The 17,657-nt window shown below is 36.5% G+C and carries 20 protein-coding genes, 1 tRNA gene and 1 pseudogene; 11 read left to right on the top strand and 11 right to left on the bottom strand.

Annotated elements, in window-relative coordinates; genetic code table 11:
- The coding region (locus OO184_RS04075; RefSeq protein WP_265378092.1) for an IS630 family transposase at positions 1–327 on the top strand (327 nt) is incomplete at its 5' end.
- Here the strand turns inward: OO184_RS04075 and OO184_RS04080 are convergent.
- The gene (locus tag OO184_RS04080) at positions 322–999 is read right to left on the bottom strand and encodes a hypothetical protein (protein WP_265378093.1); all 678 of its coding nucleotides are present in this window, start codon (positions 997–999) and stop codon (positions 322–324) included. The two genes, OO184_RS04075 and OO184_RS04080, sit on opposite strands and share 6 nt — an antisense overlap.
- A 659-nt stretch (positions 1,000–1,658) precedes the next feature.
- Between OO184_RS04080 and OO184_RS04085 the strand changes: the two are divergent.
- Positions 1,659–2,021 (top strand): annotated as a pseudogene (locus OO184_RS04085) (helix-turn-helix domain-containing protein); the annotation flags it as partial.
- On the opposite strand, the gene OO184_RS04090 reads toward OO184_RS04085, so the two are convergent.
- Positions 1,997–2,638, bottom strand: coding sequence for a tyrosine-type recombinase/integrase (locus OO184_RS04090; protein WP_312023683.1), 642 nt, complete (start codon positions 2,636–2,638; stop codon positions 1,997–1,999). The pseudogene OO184_RS04085 and the gene OO184_RS04090 overlap by 25 nt on opposite strands.
- Before the next feature lie 376 nt (positions 2,639–3,014).
- Here OO184_RS04090 and OO184_RS04095 point away from each other — a divergent pair, with 376 nt between their 5' ends.
- The 7 genes from OO184_RS04095 (at position 3,015) to OO184_RS04125 (ending at position 8,891) form a co-directional block, all read left to right on the top strand.
- A complete protein-coding gene (locus tag OO184_RS04095; RefSeq protein ID WP_265378094.1) occupies positions 3,015–3,728 on the top strand; it encodes a YuaM family protein in 714 nt (237 codons plus the stop codon).
- A gap of 350 nt (positions 3,729–4,078) precedes the next feature.
- Positions 4,079–4,396 (top strand): HigA family addiction module antitoxin, encoded by a 318-nt coding sequence (locus tag OO184_RS04100; RefSeq protein ID WP_265378095.1) that lies wholly within the window; start codon positions 4,079–4,081, stop codon positions 4,394–4,396.
- On the top strand, positions 4,389–5,297 hold the full coding sequence (locus tag OO184_RS04105; RefSeq protein WP_265378096.1) for a DNA-methyltransferase: 909 nt from the start codon (positions 4,389–4,391) through the stop codon (positions 5,295–5,297). Before OO184_RS04100 ends, OO184_RS04105 begins: the two co-directional genes overlap by 8 nt.
- Positions 5,298–5,299: 2 nt before the next feature.
- Positions 5,300–7,171 (top strand): AAA family ATPase, encoded by a 1,872-nt coding sequence (locus tag OO184_RS04110; RefSeq protein ID WP_265378097.1) that lies wholly within the window; start codon positions 5,300–5,302, stop codon positions 7,169–7,171.
- A complete protein-coding gene (locus OO184_RS04115) occupies positions 7,168–7,785 on the top strand; it encodes an HNH endonuclease family protein (protein WP_265378098.1) in 618 nt (205 codons plus the stop codon). The genes OO184_RS04110 and OO184_RS04115 overlap by 4 nt, the downstream gene beginning before the upstream one ends.
- Before the next feature lie 80 nt (positions 7,786–7,865).
- Complete coding sequence (locus OO184_RS04120) at positions 7,866–8,228, top strand: hypothetical protein (RefSeq protein WP_265378099.1); 363 nt, start codon at positions 7,866–7,868, stop codon at positions 8,226–8,228.
- Between the two features lie 75 nt (positions 8,229–8,303).
- Complete coding sequence (locus OO184_RS04125) at positions 8,304–8,891, top strand: ankyrin repeat domain-containing protein (protein ID WP_265378100.1); 588 nt, start codon at positions 8,304–8,306, stop codon at positions 8,889–8,891.
- A gap of 86 nt (positions 8,892–8,977) precedes the next feature.
- Here the strand turns inward: OO184_RS04125 and OO184_RS04130 are convergent, their stop codons facing one another.
- The 6 genes from OO184_RS04130 to OO184_RS04155 form a co-directional block, all read right to left on the bottom strand.
- Positions 8,978–9,151 carry a hypothetical protein gene (locus OO184_RS04130; protein ID WP_265378101.1) on the bottom strand — a complete coding sequence of 58 codons (174 nt, stop codon included), beginning with the start codon at positions 9,149–9,151 and terminating at the stop codon, positions 8,978–8,980.
- Between the two features lie 31 nt (positions 9,152–9,182).
- Positions 9,183–10,151, bottom strand: a complete 969-nt coding sequence (locus OO184_RS04135) for an IS30 family transposase (protein ID WP_265378102.1) — start codon at positions 10,149–10,151, stop codon at positions 9,183–9,185.
- 32 nt (positions 10,152–10,183) lie between these two features.
- The gene (locus OO184_RS04140; protein ID WP_265378103.1) at positions 10,184–11,488 is read right to left on the bottom strand and encodes a tyrosine-type recombinase/integrase; all 1,305 of its coding nucleotides are present in this window, start codon (positions 11,486–11,488) and stop codon (positions 10,184–10,186) included.
- A 220-nt stretch (positions 11,489–11,708) separates the two neighbouring features.
- Complete coding sequence (locus OO184_RS04145) at positions 11,709–12,020, bottom strand: hypothetical protein (protein ID WP_265378104.1); 312 nt, start codon at positions 12,018–12,020, stop codon at positions 11,709–11,711.
- 77 nt (positions 12,021–12,097) lie between these two features.
- Positions 12,098–12,394, bottom strand: coding sequence for a hypothetical protein (locus OO184_RS04150; protein ID WP_265378105.1), 297 nt, complete (start codon positions 12,392–12,394; stop codon positions 12,098–12,100).
- A 14-nt stretch (positions 12,395–12,408) separates the two neighbouring features.
- Positions 12,409–12,615 carry a helix-turn-helix transcriptional regulator gene (locus OO184_RS04155; RefSeq protein ID WP_265378106.1) on the bottom strand — a complete coding sequence of 69 codons (207 nt, stop codon included), beginning with the start codon at positions 12,613–12,615 and terminating at the stop codon, positions 12,409–12,411.
- Positions 12,616–13,260: 645 nt separating this feature from the next.
- Between OO184_RS04155 and OO184_RS04160 the strand changes: the two genes are divergently transcribed.
- Together OO184_RS04160 and OO184_RS04165 are read left to right on the top strand one after the other, a co-directional pair.
- Positions 13,261–13,833, top strand: coding sequence for a hypothetical protein (locus OO184_RS04160; protein ID WP_265378107.1), 573 nt, complete (start codon positions 13,261–13,263; stop codon positions 13,831–13,833).
- Positions 13,834–13,983: 150 nt separating this feature from the next.
- A complete protein-coding gene (locus OO184_RS04165; protein ID WP_265378108.1) occupies positions 13,984–14,826 on the top strand; it encodes a hypothetical protein in 843 nt (280 codons plus the stop codon).
- Positions 14,827–14,992: 166 nt separating this feature from the next.
- Here OO184_RS04165 and OO184_RS04170 read toward each other — a convergent pair whose 3' ends face one another.
- The 3 genes from OO184_RS04170 to OO184_RS04180 all read right to left on the bottom strand — a co-directional run bounded on the left by OO184_RS04170 (position 14,993) and on the right by OO184_RS04180 (position 17,467).
- Positions 14,993–15,838, bottom strand: a complete 846-nt coding sequence (locus OO184_RS04170; protein ID WP_265378109.1) for a DUF6387 family protein — start codon at positions 15,836–15,838, stop codon at positions 14,993–14,995.
- A gap of 116 nt (positions 15,839–15,954) precedes the next feature.
- Positions 15,955–17,205 carry a tyrosine-type recombinase/integrase gene (locus tag OO184_RS04175; protein ID WP_265378110.1) on the bottom strand — a complete coding sequence of 417 codons (1,251 nt, stop codon included), beginning with the start codon at positions 17,203–17,205 and terminating at the stop codon, positions 15,955–15,957.
- 177 nt (positions 17,206–17,382) lie between these two features.
- A tRNA-Leu gene (locus OO184_RS04180) sits at positions 17,383–17,467 on the bottom strand.
- Positions 17,468–17,657 lie beyond the last annotated feature (190 nt).

Here is a 17,657-nt window from a genome sequence, read left to right on the forward strand (position 1 = left end):
TTTATCACCCTGTTAGAGGAAATGAATGTCCAATATCGCCATGCAGAAAGTATCACAGTAATTTTAGATAACTATGGCATTCATAAAAGCCGGAAAGTCAGGGCATGGTTAAAGCAAAACGCTAAATTTAATCTGTTGTTTTTACCTGTTTATTCTCCCTGGCTAAACAAGATTGAACGTTTATGGCAATCGTTACATGAAACAGTAACACGAAATCATTGCTGTCAGTATATGTGGCAGTTACTTCAATATGTGAAAGAGTTCATGGAGGCGTTTTCGTTACAACAACAACCTGGAATGAAAAAAATAAGTGTATCACTATTATGAAAGCTTATTTAGCCTTGATAAATCTACTGCAATTCCATTTAATAAACTTTCATCATTTGTTGACATATAATTCATCATATTTCTGTACAACCTGGAAACTAAGTTGAAGTTAGCCTCGCCAATAACAGCCGCTGCGTTACTCTCAAATCCTGGACCTGGATCATCTGAGCGATTATTTGGCCCAATGAAAAGGTTGCCCGGTAACCACGCATAAAATTGTTCGAATGTGCTAAAGCCTGGAGTAAATCTATTACTACCACCTCTTATCCATCCACTACCCTGGGCCAAACCTAAATTTGATGCATCAATAATATCGCTACCTAATTGATTACAATCAACACCGCCACGACTAGCATAAAACCGTAAATTATTTGAGTATACTGTGAGAAAGCTACTTATATTACGTAGCCGGTTATTTTCAACAACACGGTTATAGAAGCCTCTTAATAGATTGAATGGGATTATGTGATGACGGGACACAGGAACATTAAATTCACGCCCAGTACCTTGCCGTGTTAGGTCTTGATTATAATTCTGAATCGGTGAATAAGGCATCGAAGGTCTTGCTCCAATAATTAACTCATATGAGCCTGGAGATAATTTATCAGGCTGTGAAAAGCATACGGCTGGAGATAAACACAGTATAAATATAACTAATTTATGTGTTATCATAATTAAAAACTCCTTAACTAAGGGATTTTTCTACGAATGCATTAGCAATGAAATTTCAGTTTTTCTATTACTCCAGATACCGTATAAAAACACTTAACCACTAAGCAAACAATCGGAGTAAATTCTTACTTCCCTTTCTTAATTAAATATTTTATAAATAGTGATAAACTACATTCATAATACATATTTCTAAGTTCCACTATCTAATGAATATTTTTAAAAACCATATAGAATATAATTCACATATTGATATTAGATGTTAGATGTTAGATGTTAGATGTTAGAAAAAAATATCGAAAGCATACTTTATATGCTGAAAAACAGAAAAGCGTATCCAGTTCTGCGTACCATGATTATAACAAGCTGAATATAAGCATTAGACTTTGTCATCAAAGACGTTGATTTATATGCTGTTCCAAAACAGCCGTAGGATTTGATAGTTTATTTTTCAAAACGAGTCAAACATCAGGTGAAATAATCGCTTATCATCTACACTTAATTATTAGTACATATCAACATCCTAGAAAATTAAATCTTAATAAACCCGGATTGAAATAGTGAGGGAGTTGTAATATAGGTATTATTCACATTACCAACAATATACCTGTGATTATTGAAAATGCTTGATTTTCCCCAAAATAAGGCTTGTGGTATCCGGCATGAAAATATTCATTACCGATGAACAGAAAGCCGAACTCGAACACCTTCATCACACCTACCGTGATAAGAGGTAGTGTGATTGCATTACAGGAGTTTTGCTGGCTTCTGAGGGCTGGAGTTCTGTCATGATCGCTCAGGCCCTGCACCTGCATGAAACGATGGTTAATCGTCATATCAGCGATTATCTTAATCACCGCAAACTGAAGCCCGAAAATGGCGGCTCTCAGAGCCACCTCAGCGAAACACAGACGCAGGAACTTATCACTTATCTGACAGCGAATCTTCTGCCCCCCACACAGGCGGTTATCCGCCTTGTCGAAAAACGGTGGGATAGCAGTTACACCGTTCCCGGCATAAATAAATGAAGAGCAAGACGATGAGTTGATTTGCGTGTCGCCAACGCACCTTTGAGATCTTGAGCAGGATTGCGAGCGATCAAGCCATTTTGTACCGCATAGCGCATAATAGCAGTAATCCTTTGTTGTTGTCTGGAAGCGAGTTCCAATCGACCACTGCTTTCTATCTCTTTGAGAGGCGCCGATAGCTCTTTGACTTCTAAAGTTGCAATACTTTTATTCCCAATCGCAGGGAAAACATTACGTCGGAGATCACCCAGTACTCGTTCTGAATGCGTTGTTGACCAACGCTTATTGCTACTGTGCCAATCTCTAGCCACTTTTTCAAAAGTTAGGGTTTCGGCAATTGCTTCTTGTTTTTCTACTTCTCTTTTTTTACTGGGATTGATGCCATTACGGATCATTATCTTGATACTATCGCGTTGCTCTCTAGCTTTCCCCAGTGTTACTTGAGGATATGCACATAAAGCAATCCGGCTTTCTTTACCCGCAAACCGATATTTCAGATACCAGAGTTTTGAGCCATTGGGTTTGATGAGAAGATACAAACCTTGTACATCGGTAAGTTTGTATTCTTTTTCACGGGGCTTTGCCGCACGAGCTTCCATGTCTGTTAAAGGCATAATTTGGAGGTCAGCTCATTATCGAAAAGAAATGCCCCCCAATTTGCCCCCCAAATATCATGGATGTCAACGGATACGAATGGACGATTATAGACCCAAAAACTAAGTAATCTGTTGCTTTTTCAGATAGTTATGGAAGATTATGTACGTCTCTGGAAGGTCAAATGGGAAGGCCGGACTCGAACATCGAAACTATCCTTATGATCTTAAGAGATTAAAATTTACTACATTGGACATGATACCATCATTGATACCATCAGACCCGATTGGTGATAATCGAACAAACTGTATTAGTTATTCCGACTTGATAGTGTAAAATCTATACATACTGTAATCAATGGCCCTAAGCAATAGTTTATTAATGGAATTATAAACAATGTATAGAGTAAATCAAATCATCAAAACTATAAGCAAAATGAATTCTTATGCTCCCTATAATCAGATAAATAAAAAAAGTAACTTACTTAGAAAGGTTCAAGTATATTCATTTCTCACATCTCTCTTTTCTCTTGTTTTAATGGTGGTAATGGCAGTTATCTATAAGATTTGTGACCTTCCCAAAGAGCCATTTCTTTTACCAGCATTCGTTCTGTATGCCCTCAATTCTGTTGCCGGTATAGTTTATTTGTTTACACCTATAATTCCAGGTGTGAAGTTCATGCTCAACTTCAAAAAAGAAATTTTCAATGACCTAATTTGTGAAATTGACAATGATGAACAAAACATAGAAAAACTAATGCCTTACTCGTTGACAGAATTAAACTATTCAATAGATTGGTTAAACATAAAGATACAAAGAGTGAAATCAAGAATAAATGATTTCTTTGGAGAAAAAACTGCCGTCTTATCAATAATTGGATTAGCATACTCTGCTATTCAAGGTTTTGGTGGGTTAGACAAATTGGGTGACACCATATCAAAAGGGATCTTCAATTCAGGCACAGCAAATACATTAATCGTATTTGGATTAGCTTTTCTTTTAGGGTTATCACTTGGAGCATTAGCACTTAAAAATGTAGCAAATCATTTGCAATATCTGAAAGAGATTATTGAACTTGCTAAAAAAATAAAAGAAAAAGATAACATTTGATTTTGCTGAAAATAATGACATTCTATAATGTTACTCATAAGGTGGGATTGATTCTCACCTTCTAAAGATAAGAATCGCACATGACACAAAATATTCATTGGTTTAATGGTAAAATATTGATAGGAAATTTTTAATTAAACGATAATATTTTAAACTACGTTCCCTAAATGTAGGTTTACGTGATCTATTTAAGTTTTAGAAAAATTCCTAAGAATTCCCATCCAGTATATTAATATTTTTTTGTTTCTTGCATTACATTACCAATGCATATGTTATATTCAGAAAAAAGTTACGCTTGACGTAACCCCAATATTATAATATATTATCGAAAAATTCTATAGGGTTCTGAAATGAACATTGAGCACCCCGGAAAATCACTTCTATGTAAGCTTGAAGAATGCGGATTGAGTGCATCAGAATTAGCAAGGAAGATAGATGTTCCCAAAAATAGAATCACTACGATTATAAAGGGAAAGAGAGCGATTACGGGTGACACTGCATTGAGGTTAGCTCATTTCTTTCAAACACCTCCTGAGTATTGGTTGGAATTGCAATTACATTTTGATTTAAATGAAGCAAAACTAAAATCAAAACAACTAATCCAAGTTTTACCAAAATTTCACCGAGCTAGTTCAAATAGCATTTCAAAAGATAACACTAATGACTAAAAATATAGAGTTGAACTTCGACAATACTGATATTCAATCAGCAGAAAATACAGAAAACCTAAAAAAATATTGGGAAGGATTGACTTCAACTGGAGCTAAATGGGAAATATACAATGGAGATTCAGCCCAGATAATAAAAGACCTTCCAAGCGGTAGCATTGACTGTGCAATAACTTCACCGCCCTATTTTTGGCTTAGAGACTATGGTGTTGATGGTCAAATTGGTCTGGAAGATTCAGTGCAAGAGTATGTTGATGCTATCGCTGATGTTATGGACACAGTTAAAGAAGCCCTTAATCCAGAAGGGACTCTGTTTATGAATATTGGTGATACATATTATTCAGGAAAAGGTCAATCTCAGGGTAAGGACAGAAAAAGTAATAAACGTCGTTTTGGTCTTAGAGCTGTAGATAAAAGCGGTGGAATGGGCATAGGTTTACAAAGAAAATCCATGATTGGAATTCCATGGCGAGTAGCCATTGAAATGGCTACTCGTGGATGGGTTATCCGCAGTTCAATCATTTGGCATAGAGAAAAATGTCTGCCGGAACCTGTGAAAGACAGACCAAGCCGAAGCTATGAATATGTATTCATGTTTGTTAAAAGCAGAAAATATTATTTTAACAAACAAGAATTGATAGAGCAAAAAGTCGAAGAGGATATGTGGACTATACCGGCAAGACCAAAAAGCGGAGGTGGTCTTGATACGGCACCATACCCTGACGCTTTGGTCGAGAGATGTCTAAAAATTGGATGCAAACCTAATGGCACCGTACTGGACCCATTTTTAGGTAGCGGAACAACTTGCCGTGTAGCAGCACAAATGGGATATTCATCGATTGGTATAGATCTCAATCATGAATTTTGCGAATATTCTGCATTAAACATGGAGAACATTTAATTATGTTTTTTAGTCAAAGTGCAGTGCTGAATGCGATTGTGGACCTTAAGAAGGTCCACCCTTTTTTCGGAATTACTTTCCTTGTCTGCAAAAAAAACAATCTTCCTATCGGAACTAACACACAATTTGCTTTAGATGCAAAAAATAAGTGTTTTCTTGAGGAAGTACATAAGATTGATCCTGATTCAGAATATTTTTATCAACCGTTTACATACCAGACATCCCATGAATGGCTCAATAATAATTATGCGTCATCTGGATTACAAGCGATAAATACACAAACTTTTTCTGCAGCATTTATTCATCCTAAACGTACTCAGCAATGGGGGTGGGCTGATAATTACCTACATATTCTAAAAGACCATCCTTCAGTTAAGAAAAATAAAATCTCATTGATGTCATTATGTATTTGGTTATATAAATTTAATGACTTTCCTCAAAACACATCCTGCGAAAGTATAATTGCCACTTTTACACAAGAATATAACATATCAGACAAAGAGCTTGAAGAATTATTTTTATTTGAAGAAGGCAACATAAATGAATTATTTGAGGATGAATGCATAACTTGGGATAAAATAAAGGGTAAGTTATCATTACCCCCCGATTCCAAGCCTGAAAATGGCGGGACTTTATCCTTGCTCTCTATCGAAAATATTGGGCCTGCTAAAAAACTAGTCATCGAGCCTAAGACACGGCTTAATATTATTACAGGTGATAACGGGCTTGGGAAATCCTTTATTCTCGAATCAGCTTGGTGGGCATTAACCAATACCTGGACAGATCGTGTCGCCTATCCTGACCCAAGACTAAGAGGAAAAAAAATCAACCTAACTTATTCAATCAAAGGTAATGGTGAATTTAAGTCAGATAATTGTGTGAACTTCGACTGGGACAATTTTAATTGGCCGATACAAACGGACAGACCTACCATTCCAGGTCTTATTGTCTATGCCAAAGTAGATGGTTCTTTCGCTGTATGGGACCCAGCCAGAAAATATTCTACTCAATCGACCTTTACTGAAAAAGAAAAATTCGTTTTTAAAAGCAAGGAAGTATGGGACGGGCAAGATGGGATTGGTGTTCTCGAAGGTTTGATCAGAGACTGGATGACTTGGAAGAATGATAGTAAGAACCAGCATTTCAAACATTTTGAAAAAGTATTAGAAAAGCTATCTCCTCCAGACTTGGGGGTTTTGAAACCGGGTGAACCAGTTAGAATTCCTGACGACCCAAGAGTCATTCCAACCTTAATTCATCCTTATGGAGAGATCCCGATAACAAATGCCTCAGCAGGTGTTAGAAGAATTGTTGCTTTGGCATATATGATCGTATGGGCATGGAATGAACATGTCGTTATTTCTGAGATGATGAATATTCCTCCTCAAAATAATATGGTTGTGCTTGTTGACGAATTAGAAGCTCATTTACATCCAAAATGGCAAAGAGCATTCTTACCATCTTTAATAGCACTTGATAAGGTATTTTCAAGTGAGTTGAAGATCCAATTTATCATCGCTACTCACTCTCCTTTAGTAATGGCATCCTCTGAGGAAGTATTCGATATCGAGACAGATAGCTTATATCACTTACAACTGGATAATAAAGGTAAAATAACACTTGATGAATTAGACTTCGTCAAGTATGGAGATGTTTCCTCTTGGTTAATGTCCCCAATTTTTGAATTACGACAAGCAAGATCGCAAGAAGGTGAAGCAGCCATCGAGGATGCAAAGAAAATACAGGCACTTGAAAATCCTGATATAGAAATGATAGAAGATATAACAGTTAGATTGCGTAAATATCTTTCAGCCACAGACAAATTTTGGCCTCGTTGGATTATATTTGCTGAAAGGAATGGGGTTAAATTATGATACCTTTGCAATTAATGCCCGAACCGCAGAATTTTGATCTGGATGTCCGACAAAAGGGGGCTTTATTTCTTAACAGGGTGCCAAATCCTAACTATAAAGATTTTGCAGGTAAAGATTATTGGCGAAAGGCAGCAAAAGAACTTTATAGTTCCTATCGTTCTATCTGTGCATATAGCTGTATATATTTACCTACATCTCCTGGGGTTGTGGATCATTTTTTACCTAAAACGAAATATCCTCAACTCGCCTATGAATGGAGTAATTATAGATTATGTTTAGATAGACTTAATCAGTACAAAGGTAATATTGAGAATATTTGTGATCCTTTTACGATTGAAATCGGCTGGTTCGTTCTAGATCTTCCAAGCTGTTTGATAAAACCTGGTGAAGATCTCCCCCAAGAACTCCATGATAAAATTTTATATACTATTGATGTTTTGAAGTTAAACAAGGATGATGGCTTAGTTCAAAATCGATGTGACATCATTATGTATCTTATTGAAGGGTATATAAATATGAATTTCGTGGAGGAAAAGTATCCATTCATAGCACAAGAGATTAAGAGGCAAGGATTAGTCAATAACTTATCCGATATTTTTAAAAGAATAGATTAGAGATATTTATTTAAAAAGTAATAACTATTTTACGTTAAAAAACATCATGCTGTTATTAACCATATACTATGAGGTAACATATGAAACTTGTTGAAACTGTAAATGAATTTTTTGCAATTTATGCAAAACTCGATCCCACGACAAAAGAAATCGTTGAATTTCAGTTAGTAAACCGTAAAAACAATAATACAGTCGTTACAGGGTTATCATCAATTGAAGAAGCAAGAAAAACAGCGAAAATGCTCACTGAACAATTAGAGGAAGACATCCCCCTTGAAAACCAAAAAGAAGAAATTGTAAATGATGATATTTCTGATGAAAAAAAAGAAAATACCAACCATAATTTAAGCCCAGAGAATAGTTCAACTGATAATACTGATTCTGATATTGAAAAAAATGATAAATCATATTCACCACCACGCCGAAGTCGATACGGAAAATAAAGAAAAGTTATATTATTGACACCTTCTAAATAATGAATTATTAATTTATAAATTATTTGTTATTTAGGAGGTCAGATGCTTTTAGATTTCATGGGTTTATTTATTGATCATTCTTTAATTAATTCAGTAGACAGGTATGGTCGCACACCTATTTTCTATTCAGATGATTACTATTTTACTAAGTTTTTAATTATAAACGGTGCTAATATAAATCATTTTGATAATTTAGGAAGAACACTTCTTTTTTATAGATGGCCAAAAAATGAAAATTTAATTGATGAAGTATTTAATTTTGGAGTTAATATCAACATTAAGGACAATAAAGGATTAACTGCTTTATCTTATTCTCTTTTTGCACAACAACCAGATGTGTTTATAAAGCACATATCTAAACTCCAAGCAAATGAAATAGTAATAGGGAATTTATATCCATCATCAAGTAAAGCGATTAAAAAATTGATCAACGCTAATATAAAAGTTAGATTTAACTATGTAATAAAAATTCACTATCCTCTCCTTTTATGCCGAAAAGAAGTACTTTCAATAAAAGAGTTAATAATTAATAACAATATACAATTCTCTACATCAAAAATAATACTTAGCGAATGTTCAAATGTTACCTCGATTACAAATTTCAAAAACATCTTTAGCAAAATTTTATAAGCAAGAGCTAACAAATAGAAGCGGATCTTCTATTTGTTGCCTTGTTTTTTCTTCCCTGCGGTTGAAAAAATCAACTGCCAAACTCATTATTTCTTTTTCTGTTTTTTAATAATGCTCTGTAAACTTTCATTCTGTTCTTTCTGAATACGTTTAAGTTCATCTATTTGGAACTGTTTTTCATCAATTTTAGCTAACAATCCACTATTCAATATTTTCAGTGTATTCTTTGTTTCAACAATTTCGTTATGAACTTCATTCATTCGGTAGATTCACATAATAAGTGCAACATCGTTAATCTGGAAGTAAATATGTTCGTATACCCTTAAATAATTCATTCGGGGTTTTCCCACCCCGTGTTTTTCGGGGACGATGATTTAATCGGTTTACCACAAAATTTATTTCCTGATCAGAGACTTCATTAAAATCAGTTCCCTTTGGAAAGTATTGTCTGATTAACCCATTGATATTCTCATTGATCCCTCTCTCCCAAGGCGAGTAAGGATGGGCAAAATAAATTTCAGTTTCTAATTTTTTACTTATGGTTTCATGATCTGCGAACTCCAAACCGTTATCGAAGGTGATGGTTTTAACTCTTTGTTTTAATGGATATAATACTTTCACCGCCGCTTTCGTCACTTCTGATGCCCGCTTGCCATCCAGTTTAACAATAATTGTATACAGCGTTTTACGGTCAACCAGGGTTAATAAGGCACTTTTTTTATCTTTCCCCATTATCGTATCACCTTCCCAGTCGCCGATACGCTCTTTTTTATCAACGAGTTCTGGGCGCTTATCAATACTGACCCGATTTTTAATTTTGCCTCTTTTTTCATAGCAACCATAGCGTTTACGATAGGGTTTTCTGGCAATTCGTAGATGTTGCCATAAATCACCCCCCTCTATTTTATCTTGATAAATCAGCCTATAAATCGTCTCATGATGCAAAAATATCTCTTTATGCTGCTTCAAATAATCAGCCACCTGCTCAGGACTTAAATCTTTCCAAATTAACCGTTTTATCCATTTTTTTACTTCCGGTGTGATTTTCACGGCTTTCTTAGCAAAATGACGACGAGCCAATCCCTTTAAATGAGCCTGTTCGGGGCAGTATGTCTGGACTTCTTGATTTCTCTTCAATTCTCTGCTGATGGTCGATGGGCTTCGCTTAAGTGACTCAGCAATGAAACGCTGTGAAAAACCCGCTTTTTTTAAACTGGAAATCTGGTATCTTTCTGTCTCGGTCAGTTGTGTATAGGCCATAGTGCATTTTCCTGTGGCGGGAAAGATGCCTACTATAGCAACTGACCGCCTTTCTGAAAAATTGCACTTATTAGTCGAATCCGCCCTTCATTCTTATTTTCCTTATTATTAATTGATTCTTGTAATAATAGTGCTACTTTTTCCGCTTTATTCTGAATGTGCCTTGCATTATATAATCTGGCGGTTCCTGAACCTTTCGACCACCCCATAAGTGATGAACGTAAATTTTCTTGTTCACTTTCATTTAAAGGAGAAGACATCTCATCGAGTTTTTTTGAAAACTCATAATTCCATGTATGTCGTAGTTTATGTCCCGTGAGGTTATTGAGTTCAGGAACTACCTCTCTAATAGCGGCTATCGCTTTGTGGTAAGCCATAGAAGATAATGGAGCCCCCTGACTTGGCCCAGACTTGTGAGTTACGAATAAATACTCATGTTTTCTTGCATTTTTAAAAGTTCTACGAATATTAGTAATGTAATCTCGTAGTTCTTTTGCCAACTGTTGTGATAAAGGAAGCTTCCTTTCAAAGGTTTTAACTAAAGGCTGTTTTACACGGGGATCAGCCATGTTGTCAGGTCTGCGGCGAATGGCCACACTCGAATCGCTAAAATTTATATCGCTAATACGAATGTTAAGTAGCTCACCAGACCTTATGCCTAATAGATAAAGCATTAGAATAATAAGTCTGTTTCTGTATTGAACATCTTGTTTGAACGGATTACTTTCAGAACCAACTCTTACCGCTTCGAGTAGTGAAGCTATCTGAGCATCGTTGAGTGATTTTTCTTTTTTAATTAATCGCTCAGATCTTCTTATCCTTGGTCTTCTTGCTCTTATCTTTTCGACAAGTTCTTTAATATCATGCTCTCTATGATTTGACATACATAACAAACTTCGTCCTAGCCAACCTAAGTAGTTTGCTATGTGAGTCAATCTAAAATATTTTGTAGTGTTATTAACAACTCTTTTTTCTTTGAGAGTATAAGGTAAACTCTTTTTAACTCTTGTTTTCTTCTCACAGTAATCCCTCAGAGCATCTATTTCATGAATAGCAAGATTTTCACCTGAATGGAGTCGCTCCTCTATATAAATATTTCTATCATTAAGAAAACCATACAATAAGGAGATTGCTCCAGCAATGAGTTCTATAGTTGATATAGAATCGCTTTTGTTTCTGACTTGGGTAGTTATATATAAAGTTGGGTAGTAGAGTGGAATCCCGGTTTCTTTATCAATAATCAGGCAGTATCTTTCTCCTCCATTCAAAATAAATGTATTTATACTTATTTTTTCATTAAGCCTCCAGTTATTTACAATTATGTGTATATATAACATATTATTTTTTAGCTTTCCAAATTTTTTACATCGAAATATCGGCGGCACCTGTCATTAGTGCCGTCGCAAAAATTAATTTACGATTTTGGATTTACTATATATAATGTTTATTCTATTAACCTGATTTAGATAATATTATCCACAATCATAGTTAATATGATACTTTATATATATTGTGTAAATAAAAAAATCAAATATTTATAGTTAATTATTTTATTTTTTACACTTTATTTTGTTCTTCAATTTTTTTTACCTGTTCTCGAATTGCATCATCAAGAACCACATCAACAATAGAATTACCGAATCCATACCAGATTGAATTACACAAAAAGCTCATCAACACTCCTGTGTAATCACCAATTATTGGTGCTCCATATTCATTAGGAAGGGTTTCAAAGCAAGCCTTTAGATCATCCTCACGCATAATTACAGTACACATCAGTTTTCCATCTATGACACTATTGTTATTTAATGTAATGATTTGAGATTTGTTGGTTTTGGATTTATTGCTTTTAGTTTTCTTAATTTTCATATTAAATGCCTATTATATTGCTTATGGTAGGTGTTAAGTATGTCGCCAAACTTTTATCCGTCTTAAAACTAATAATTTCATTCAATACAATGTCGAAGTATAGCTTTGAATAAAATTTTCAACTCATCCGTAGATTTAATAATTGAAATCCATATCTCATAAACATAAATCTGCTCATAATCTGCAAGTCTGTTGATTGCTTTAAATGGTCCATTCGTGTTTCCACAAAGATACTGGCTCAGCATATAAACAGCTTCCCTAGTAAACTTGTCATCAGCGAGTTCAGCCATGGCATCGAGATCAAAAATCTCGTTAAACAACCTCTCACCGAGGTTGCACATATGATTCTCACTTACAAAGCATTCAATATTCATTTTCTCTCTCCCATTCAGGCAACATTTTTTCTGGCCGTTTCAATAACAGACTGAATCCAGTCCTCAACTTCACTTTCAACAAAGGCAATGGAGCGAAGGCCGATCTTTACCGGCTGCGGAAACCGGCCTTCGCTGACCAGCCGATAGATCCAAGCTTTGCCGTAGCCGGTCCGTGAAAGAACTTCTGATAGACGGATTAGACGAGTTGGTTGATTGTTCATTTTGTTTTCCCCTTGTCGTTGCGATGAGGTCACTATACGAACAACAGGGAAAATAAAGGAGTGAAGCTCCTGAGGCGGAGTTTCACAACTGTTATGTAAGATGAAGGTCAAGAAGTTGGTGCAGTACAGAATCGGGGAATTTGACTCCACCTGAACTTCCCCCCTTTTGAGGAAGGTACTTACTCCCCTTAACCTCCATAGATAAGGAATACCTTTTCAGGATTTACGAAGCTCTTGTTTAACCCGACCGGGCTATGTCCTGATATCGGGCAGGTCTAAGCCATACAATATCGCTGGATTCACTTTGGGTTCAGGGCAATATAGTGGAAGGATAAACCAGGGAGACAATTGGCTTTAACGAGATCAGTGTCAGAAGTTGCAGTGATGTTGTGATCTACAACTTGGTACATTGTTTCGCAACAGAAACATGAGATGAGAGCAATCCAACGTAAACAGTGATTACAAAAGTAATATTATAAGCAACCTACTAGTCTCTTGTCGGTTACGAAAAGTATCTGTACAAGTGTCATAAGAATCTCTAAATAAGTCTTGATAAATCAATACCATAAATTGTAAAGTTAGCACATCAATTACCTTCGCGATTAATCTAACTTAAAAGAAAATTTTGTTCCAAGGATCAAAAAAATGAGCAGTGTAAATGTATTTCTTAGCGTCGGGAACGTAGCAAACCGTGAACAGGAAGATTTTGTTCAGGCTATCGAGAGTAGACTTAGAAGCGAAGGACTTAATCCACTCACACTTGGGCGTAATCATTTCAGTTCTGAAGCTCCTTTAAAAGCAATCACCGAACTGATGGATACTTGTGAAGGAACGGTAGTTATTGCTATTGAACGATTGTATTTCGCATCTGGTATAGAGCGACGAGGAGGGGAAAACTCCATTGCTCTATCTGACACAAGTATAGCCACTCCCTGGAATCAGATTGAAGCTGCCCTTTCTTACAGTCGTGGGCTTCCTTTGCTGGTTATTGTGGCAAAAGAAGTAAGAACAGAAGGGTTACTTGAACCGGGTTATGACTGGTTTGTCCAGAGAGTCAACCCAGAAGCCTCCGCACTTCATTCTGATGAGTTTAGTGGTATCCTTGCAAGCTGGAAGGGAAAACTCAGTGAGCGTAAAAAACAAAAATACCGAAATCTGGAATTAGAAAAAATGACAATTGGAGAAATCACCTCAAGTTTAAGACCGGCACATCTCTGAAGCCTACTTGGTGTTTTAGCTACAACAGCTATAGGTGCATTTGCCTTAGGTTCGAAACTGTTGGGCTGGCTTTCGTAAAGTGTACAAATTATATATGAAGAATCAGATTCAATCATTTCCCCTTTATTATATGCATTAGAGATATCAGACATGGATAATTTTGAAAACAATAAAGGAATGCCAATATTTTTGGATGAAATCCCAAGAAACATTTCTGACTCGTTAGATCTTATTGATGTTGATGCTTGGTTTCCTTCAAACAATGCTGCCCAAAAGCTATGGCGTTGTTTAGAGAGCTTAAGGGATTTAGATGAATTAGTCTTTGATGCTGCGCAACAGAAAAATGCAACGAAGAAAAAAAGGAAGTTAAAGATAGCTCTAACTCATCTTCACTCTTTAGCTATGTGTTTGGATGATCTTTGTAATGAGATCCATAGTAATAAAGACACTCGATCTCTACTTGATGAAAAAAGTGTTGCTGAAGTGTTAGAGATACAAAAGTTATTCTCTTCCCTACTACCACATGATCATAAAGCCGATATATCTACAGCCAGAAATAAAGTATCTGCACACATTGATAAAAAGATGAATCCATTTAAAGCACAGGAAATCATTGGGTTAATACCTTCAAATGAATTCGGCCGTTGTTTACATATTTGCTTGCATTTAGTGTTAGATTTAACAAAACTAAATATTTATCATTGGTCATGCAAAGCACCAAATTATAACTACGTGCGATTTATGACTAATGAGCCATTCATACTTACAGCAAAAGTAGATGGTGAGAAAATGTTAGAATTGGCAGCCTTGCATATTGCTAATAATTCTCCCAAAAACGATATACCAGAGATCGTACAAAGTCTTGTAACACATTCACAATGGATGTTTAAGAAAGGTCAACCAAGGATTTCAGGTCTAAAAGAGGAAAACAAAGATAACTGGAATACATTCAAAACATATTCACATTTTCATAAACCAGATATCTTAGAATAATGAGTTTATTGCATATACAACAGCGAAATACTGCACATATCTGTTTTTTGTATTACCATTAATATATCATTACACTAACACACTCATGAAATTTAAAATCAACCATTCCTATGCAACATAAAAAATAAATATTACAACATCATATATTCAAATACTATTACATAAATCAATCCGATAGTTTCATAACATCGGAAACCGTCATTTCTTTCAAATGACTATTCTTATTCATGAAGAAATGGAATTGCCTGATAAAATCAGTTGTGCTGGCTTTAAAAGCCAATGGTCTGTCAGTATCTTTTATTTGGCTGGACTCCCTCATTTCACTTTCTTCGTCATCGTCTGTATATAACAATCTGGATAATCTATCGTCTGAAACACGGATTTTTTTAACAGCGGCCCATACCAAGATGTCAAGCATAGGTATTATACGATAACTGATGAGTTTCTTGATAGTTCCATATCCAAAGCGAACAGATTCTAATGGATTTTCATCAATGTCCTTAATTTTACGCCATTGTGGAAGTGCAGCCTTAAGCGACTCTGCAATTTCTTCGTCTGTACCACTTGCCAAATCGATCTCTAACATTACTGTCCGGTCAAATTGATCGGGCATGATATCTGAAAGTGATTCTTCACGCAGATCTCTGTTTATAGAATAATTGTCACCTTCATGCCAAAGAAAACCTCCACGTTGCATTGCAATAATGCTCGTTTCAGCAAGGCGATCAAGAGTTGTTAGAAAAAAATGTGGCGGTTGAAACAGCTTATTGGCAGGAGTCATGTATCCAAGTTGCCCTTCTTGAATCAAAAAAGGGTTGCCACTAAAAACTTTTGAGAAGTAACCCATAAGAGTTTTGCTCTCAAAGTCATCTCGATACTCTTTAAAGAATAAGTTCCGAGCCCATAACTCATGGTAGAAATGTATCAATGAGAGGTTTTCAAATTTGCGATACGTATCAACCTTAAACCAACTCTTGATGTCTTTTGTATGCTCCGTTTTCCAGTTTTGCATCTCATTATCCACGAATGAAATTTAATCATATCGTATCATACGGTTATGATGGGCAAATGAAAATCCCCCTGTCCAGGCACACAAAAAACACATAGGACAGCAGGGATTTTGAGAAACTATTTACCTCTGAAATCAAATGGTGAAACTTGTCGTATTCTAAGAAGGTCAAGGTAATCAGCCCACCACTGCAACATAAGCCTTCTTTCATCAAGGTGTTCTGCTTTATGAATGTAGGCAGCACGAACGGAGTTTCGCTCTTGGTGGCTCATCTGCCGTTCAACAGCATCCCTTGACCATTTTCCCGATTCGATTAAGGCACTACAAGCCATCGCCCTGAATCCATGCCCACAGACCTCCACGGTTGTGTCATAGCCTATAGACCTCAAAGCCTTGTTTACCGTGTTTTCACTCATAGGCTTTCTGAAATCATGGTCGCCAATGAACACAAGTTCAAATTCGCCGCTGATTTCTCTGACGGCTTTTAGAAGTTCTAAAGCCTGACGACTTAACGGCACGAGGTGTGGGGTCTTCATTTTTGAGCCTCGATGGGAATGTTTGACCCCTGGCAATGGCTTGCGTTCTCCTGGGATAGTCCACATCGCATTTTCAAAGTCGATCTCCGACCATCTTGCGAATCTGAGTTCGCTGGAACGAATGAAAATGAGTAATGTAAGCTTCACGGCTAACTTCGTGAGTTTCCTACCTTTGAATTTTTCAATTCGTTCCAGGAGTTCAGAGAAACGATCAAACGGTAATGCCGGTTTGTGGGTTCGTTTTGCTACAGCGATTGCCCCAGACATTTCTTGGGCCGGATTATAGTCAATTAAGCCATTCTGGACTGCATATCGCAAAATTGCTGTGGTTCGTTGTTGTAGACGGGCTGCTACTCCTAACCGTCCAGAAGCTTCAACAACTTTGATCGGAACGAATAGATCCTTGGTTTTAAGCTCGATTATCTTTCTCTTTCCTATGAAGGAGAAAAGGTTATCTTCAAGGCTTTTTAGAACTCTCTCGCTATGGGAATCTGACCATTTCCTTTTACAGGCAGTATGCCAGTCCCTGGCAACTGCTTCGAATGTCAGGGCTTCGCTTTGCTCGATCTTGTCTGCTTTTTTCTTCTCTGAAGGGTCGATACCATCAGATACCAACTTTTTGGCTTCATCTCGTTTCCTGCGGGCTTCACCAAGAGAAACCATTGGATAAACACCCAATGCCAAAACTTTTTGTTTACCCTCGAAACGGTATTGGAGTCGCCAGTATTTTGAGCCATTGGGGTTAATCAGCAGGTGCATACCCTGCCCATCAGTGAGTTTGAAGGGTTTGTCGGAGGGCTTGGTAGTCCTAACTTTGATATCGGTGAGAGCCATCAGTTGATACCTCCAGTGTTGGTACCAAAATCAATCGAACCGGGAATACCATCATCAGTTGGTATATGTTCAAGGAATTGAGTAGACGTGGACAGACTAAGCAGAGTCAGAAATCCGCTTAAGTTACTGTTTTTATGGACTAAAGTATACGTTAATAGACTTGAAAAAAGCTTTTTATGGTGCCGAAGGCCGGACTCGAACCGGCACACCCGAAGGCGGTTGATTTTGAATCAACTGCGTCTACCGATTTCGCCACTTCGGCACTGAAGTAGTATGCGGAAAACGAGGGCCATTATACCTGTCAGCGATCTGTTAGCAACTGTTATCCTTCTAACTTTGGTTTAAGTGTCGAAAAAAAGATCAGACCCATCTATTCAACACAAATGCGCGTTCAATTACTGAGCATAAAAGCCCTAAATAAATACACCCAGCAATATCTTTTCTACCTGACG

It is taken from the genome of Photorhabdus aballayi (genome assembly GCF_026153155.1).
Lineage (GTDB): Bacteria > Pseudomonadota > Gammaproteobacteria > Enterobacterales > Enterobacteriaceae > Photorhabdus > Photorhabdus luminescens.

Excerpts from the sequence above, each read along its gene's own strand:
- OO184_RS04080 (WP_265378093.1), bottom strand. The coding sequence starts at position 999 with ATGATAACACATAAATTAGTTATATTTATACTGTGTTTATCTCCAGCC.
- OO184_RS04090 (WP_312023683.1), bottom strand. The coding sequence starts at position 2,638 with ATGCCTTTAACAGACATGGAAGCTCGTGCGGCAAAGCCCCGTGAAAAA.
- OO184_RS04095 (WP_265378094.1), top strand. The coding sequence starts at position 3,015 with ATGTATAGAGTAAATCAAATCATCAAAACTATAAGCAAAATGAATTCT.
- OO184_RS04100 (WP_265378095.1), top strand. The coding sequence starts at position 4,079 with ATGAACATTGAGCACCCCGGAAAATCACTTCTATGTAAGCTTGAAGAA.
- OO184_RS04105 (WP_265378096.1), top strand. The coding sequence starts at position 4,389 with ATGACTAAAAATATAGAGTTGAACTTCGACAATACTGATATTCAATCA.
- OO184_RS04110 (WP_265378097.1), top strand. The coding sequence starts at position 5,300 with ATGTTTTTTAGTCAAAGTGCAGTGCTGAATGCGATTGTGGACCTTAAG.
- OO184_RS04115 (WP_265378098.1), top strand. The coding sequence starts at position 7,168 with ATGATACCTTTGCAATTAATGCCCGAACCGCAGAATTTTGATCTGGAT.
- OO184_RS04120 (WP_265378099.1), top strand. The coding sequence starts at position 7,866 with ATGAAACTTGTTGAAACTGTAAATGAATTTTTTGCAATTTATGCAAAA.
- OO184_RS04125 (WP_265378100.1), top strand. The coding sequence starts at position 8,304 with ATGCTTTTAGATTTCATGGGTTTATTTATTGATCATTCTTTAATTAAT.
- OO184_RS04130 (WP_265378101.1), bottom strand. The coding sequence starts at position 9,151 with ATGAATGAAGTTCATAACGAAATTGTTGAAACAAAGAATACACTGAAA.
- OO184_RS04135 (WP_265378102.1), bottom strand. The coding sequence starts at position 10,151 with ATGGCCTATACACAACTGACCGAGACAGAAAGATACCAGATTTCCAGT.
- OO184_RS04140 (WP_265378103.1), bottom strand. The coding sequence starts at position 11,488 with ATGTTATATATACACATAATTGTAAATAACTGGAGGCTTAATGAAAAA.
- OO184_RS04145 (WP_265378104.1), bottom strand. The coding sequence starts at position 12,020 with ATGAAAATTAAGAAAACTAAAAGCAATAAATCCAAAACCAACAAATCT.
- OO184_RS04150 (WP_265378105.1), bottom strand. The coding sequence starts at position 12,394 with ATGAATATTGAATGCTTTGTAAGTGAGAATCATATGTGCAACCTCGGT.
- OO184_RS04155 (WP_265378106.1), bottom strand. The coding sequence starts at position 12,615 with ATGAACAATCAACCAACTCGTCTAATCCGTCTATCAGAAGTTCTTTCA.
- OO184_RS04160 (WP_265378107.1), top strand. The coding sequence starts at position 13,261 with ATGAGCAGTGTAAATGTATTTCTTAGCGTCGGGAACGTAGCAAACCGT.
- OO184_RS04165 (WP_265378108.1), top strand. The coding sequence starts at position 13,984 with ATGGATAATTTTGAAAACAATAAAGGAATGCCAATATTTTTGGATGAA.
- OO184_RS04170 (WP_265378109.1), bottom strand. The coding sequence starts at position 15,838 with ATGCAAAACTGGAAAACGGAGCATACAAAAGACATCAAGAGTTGGTTT.
- OO184_RS04175 (WP_265378110.1), bottom strand. The coding sequence starts at position 17,205 with ATGGCTCTCACCGATATCAAAGTTAGGACTACCAAGCCCTCCGACAAA.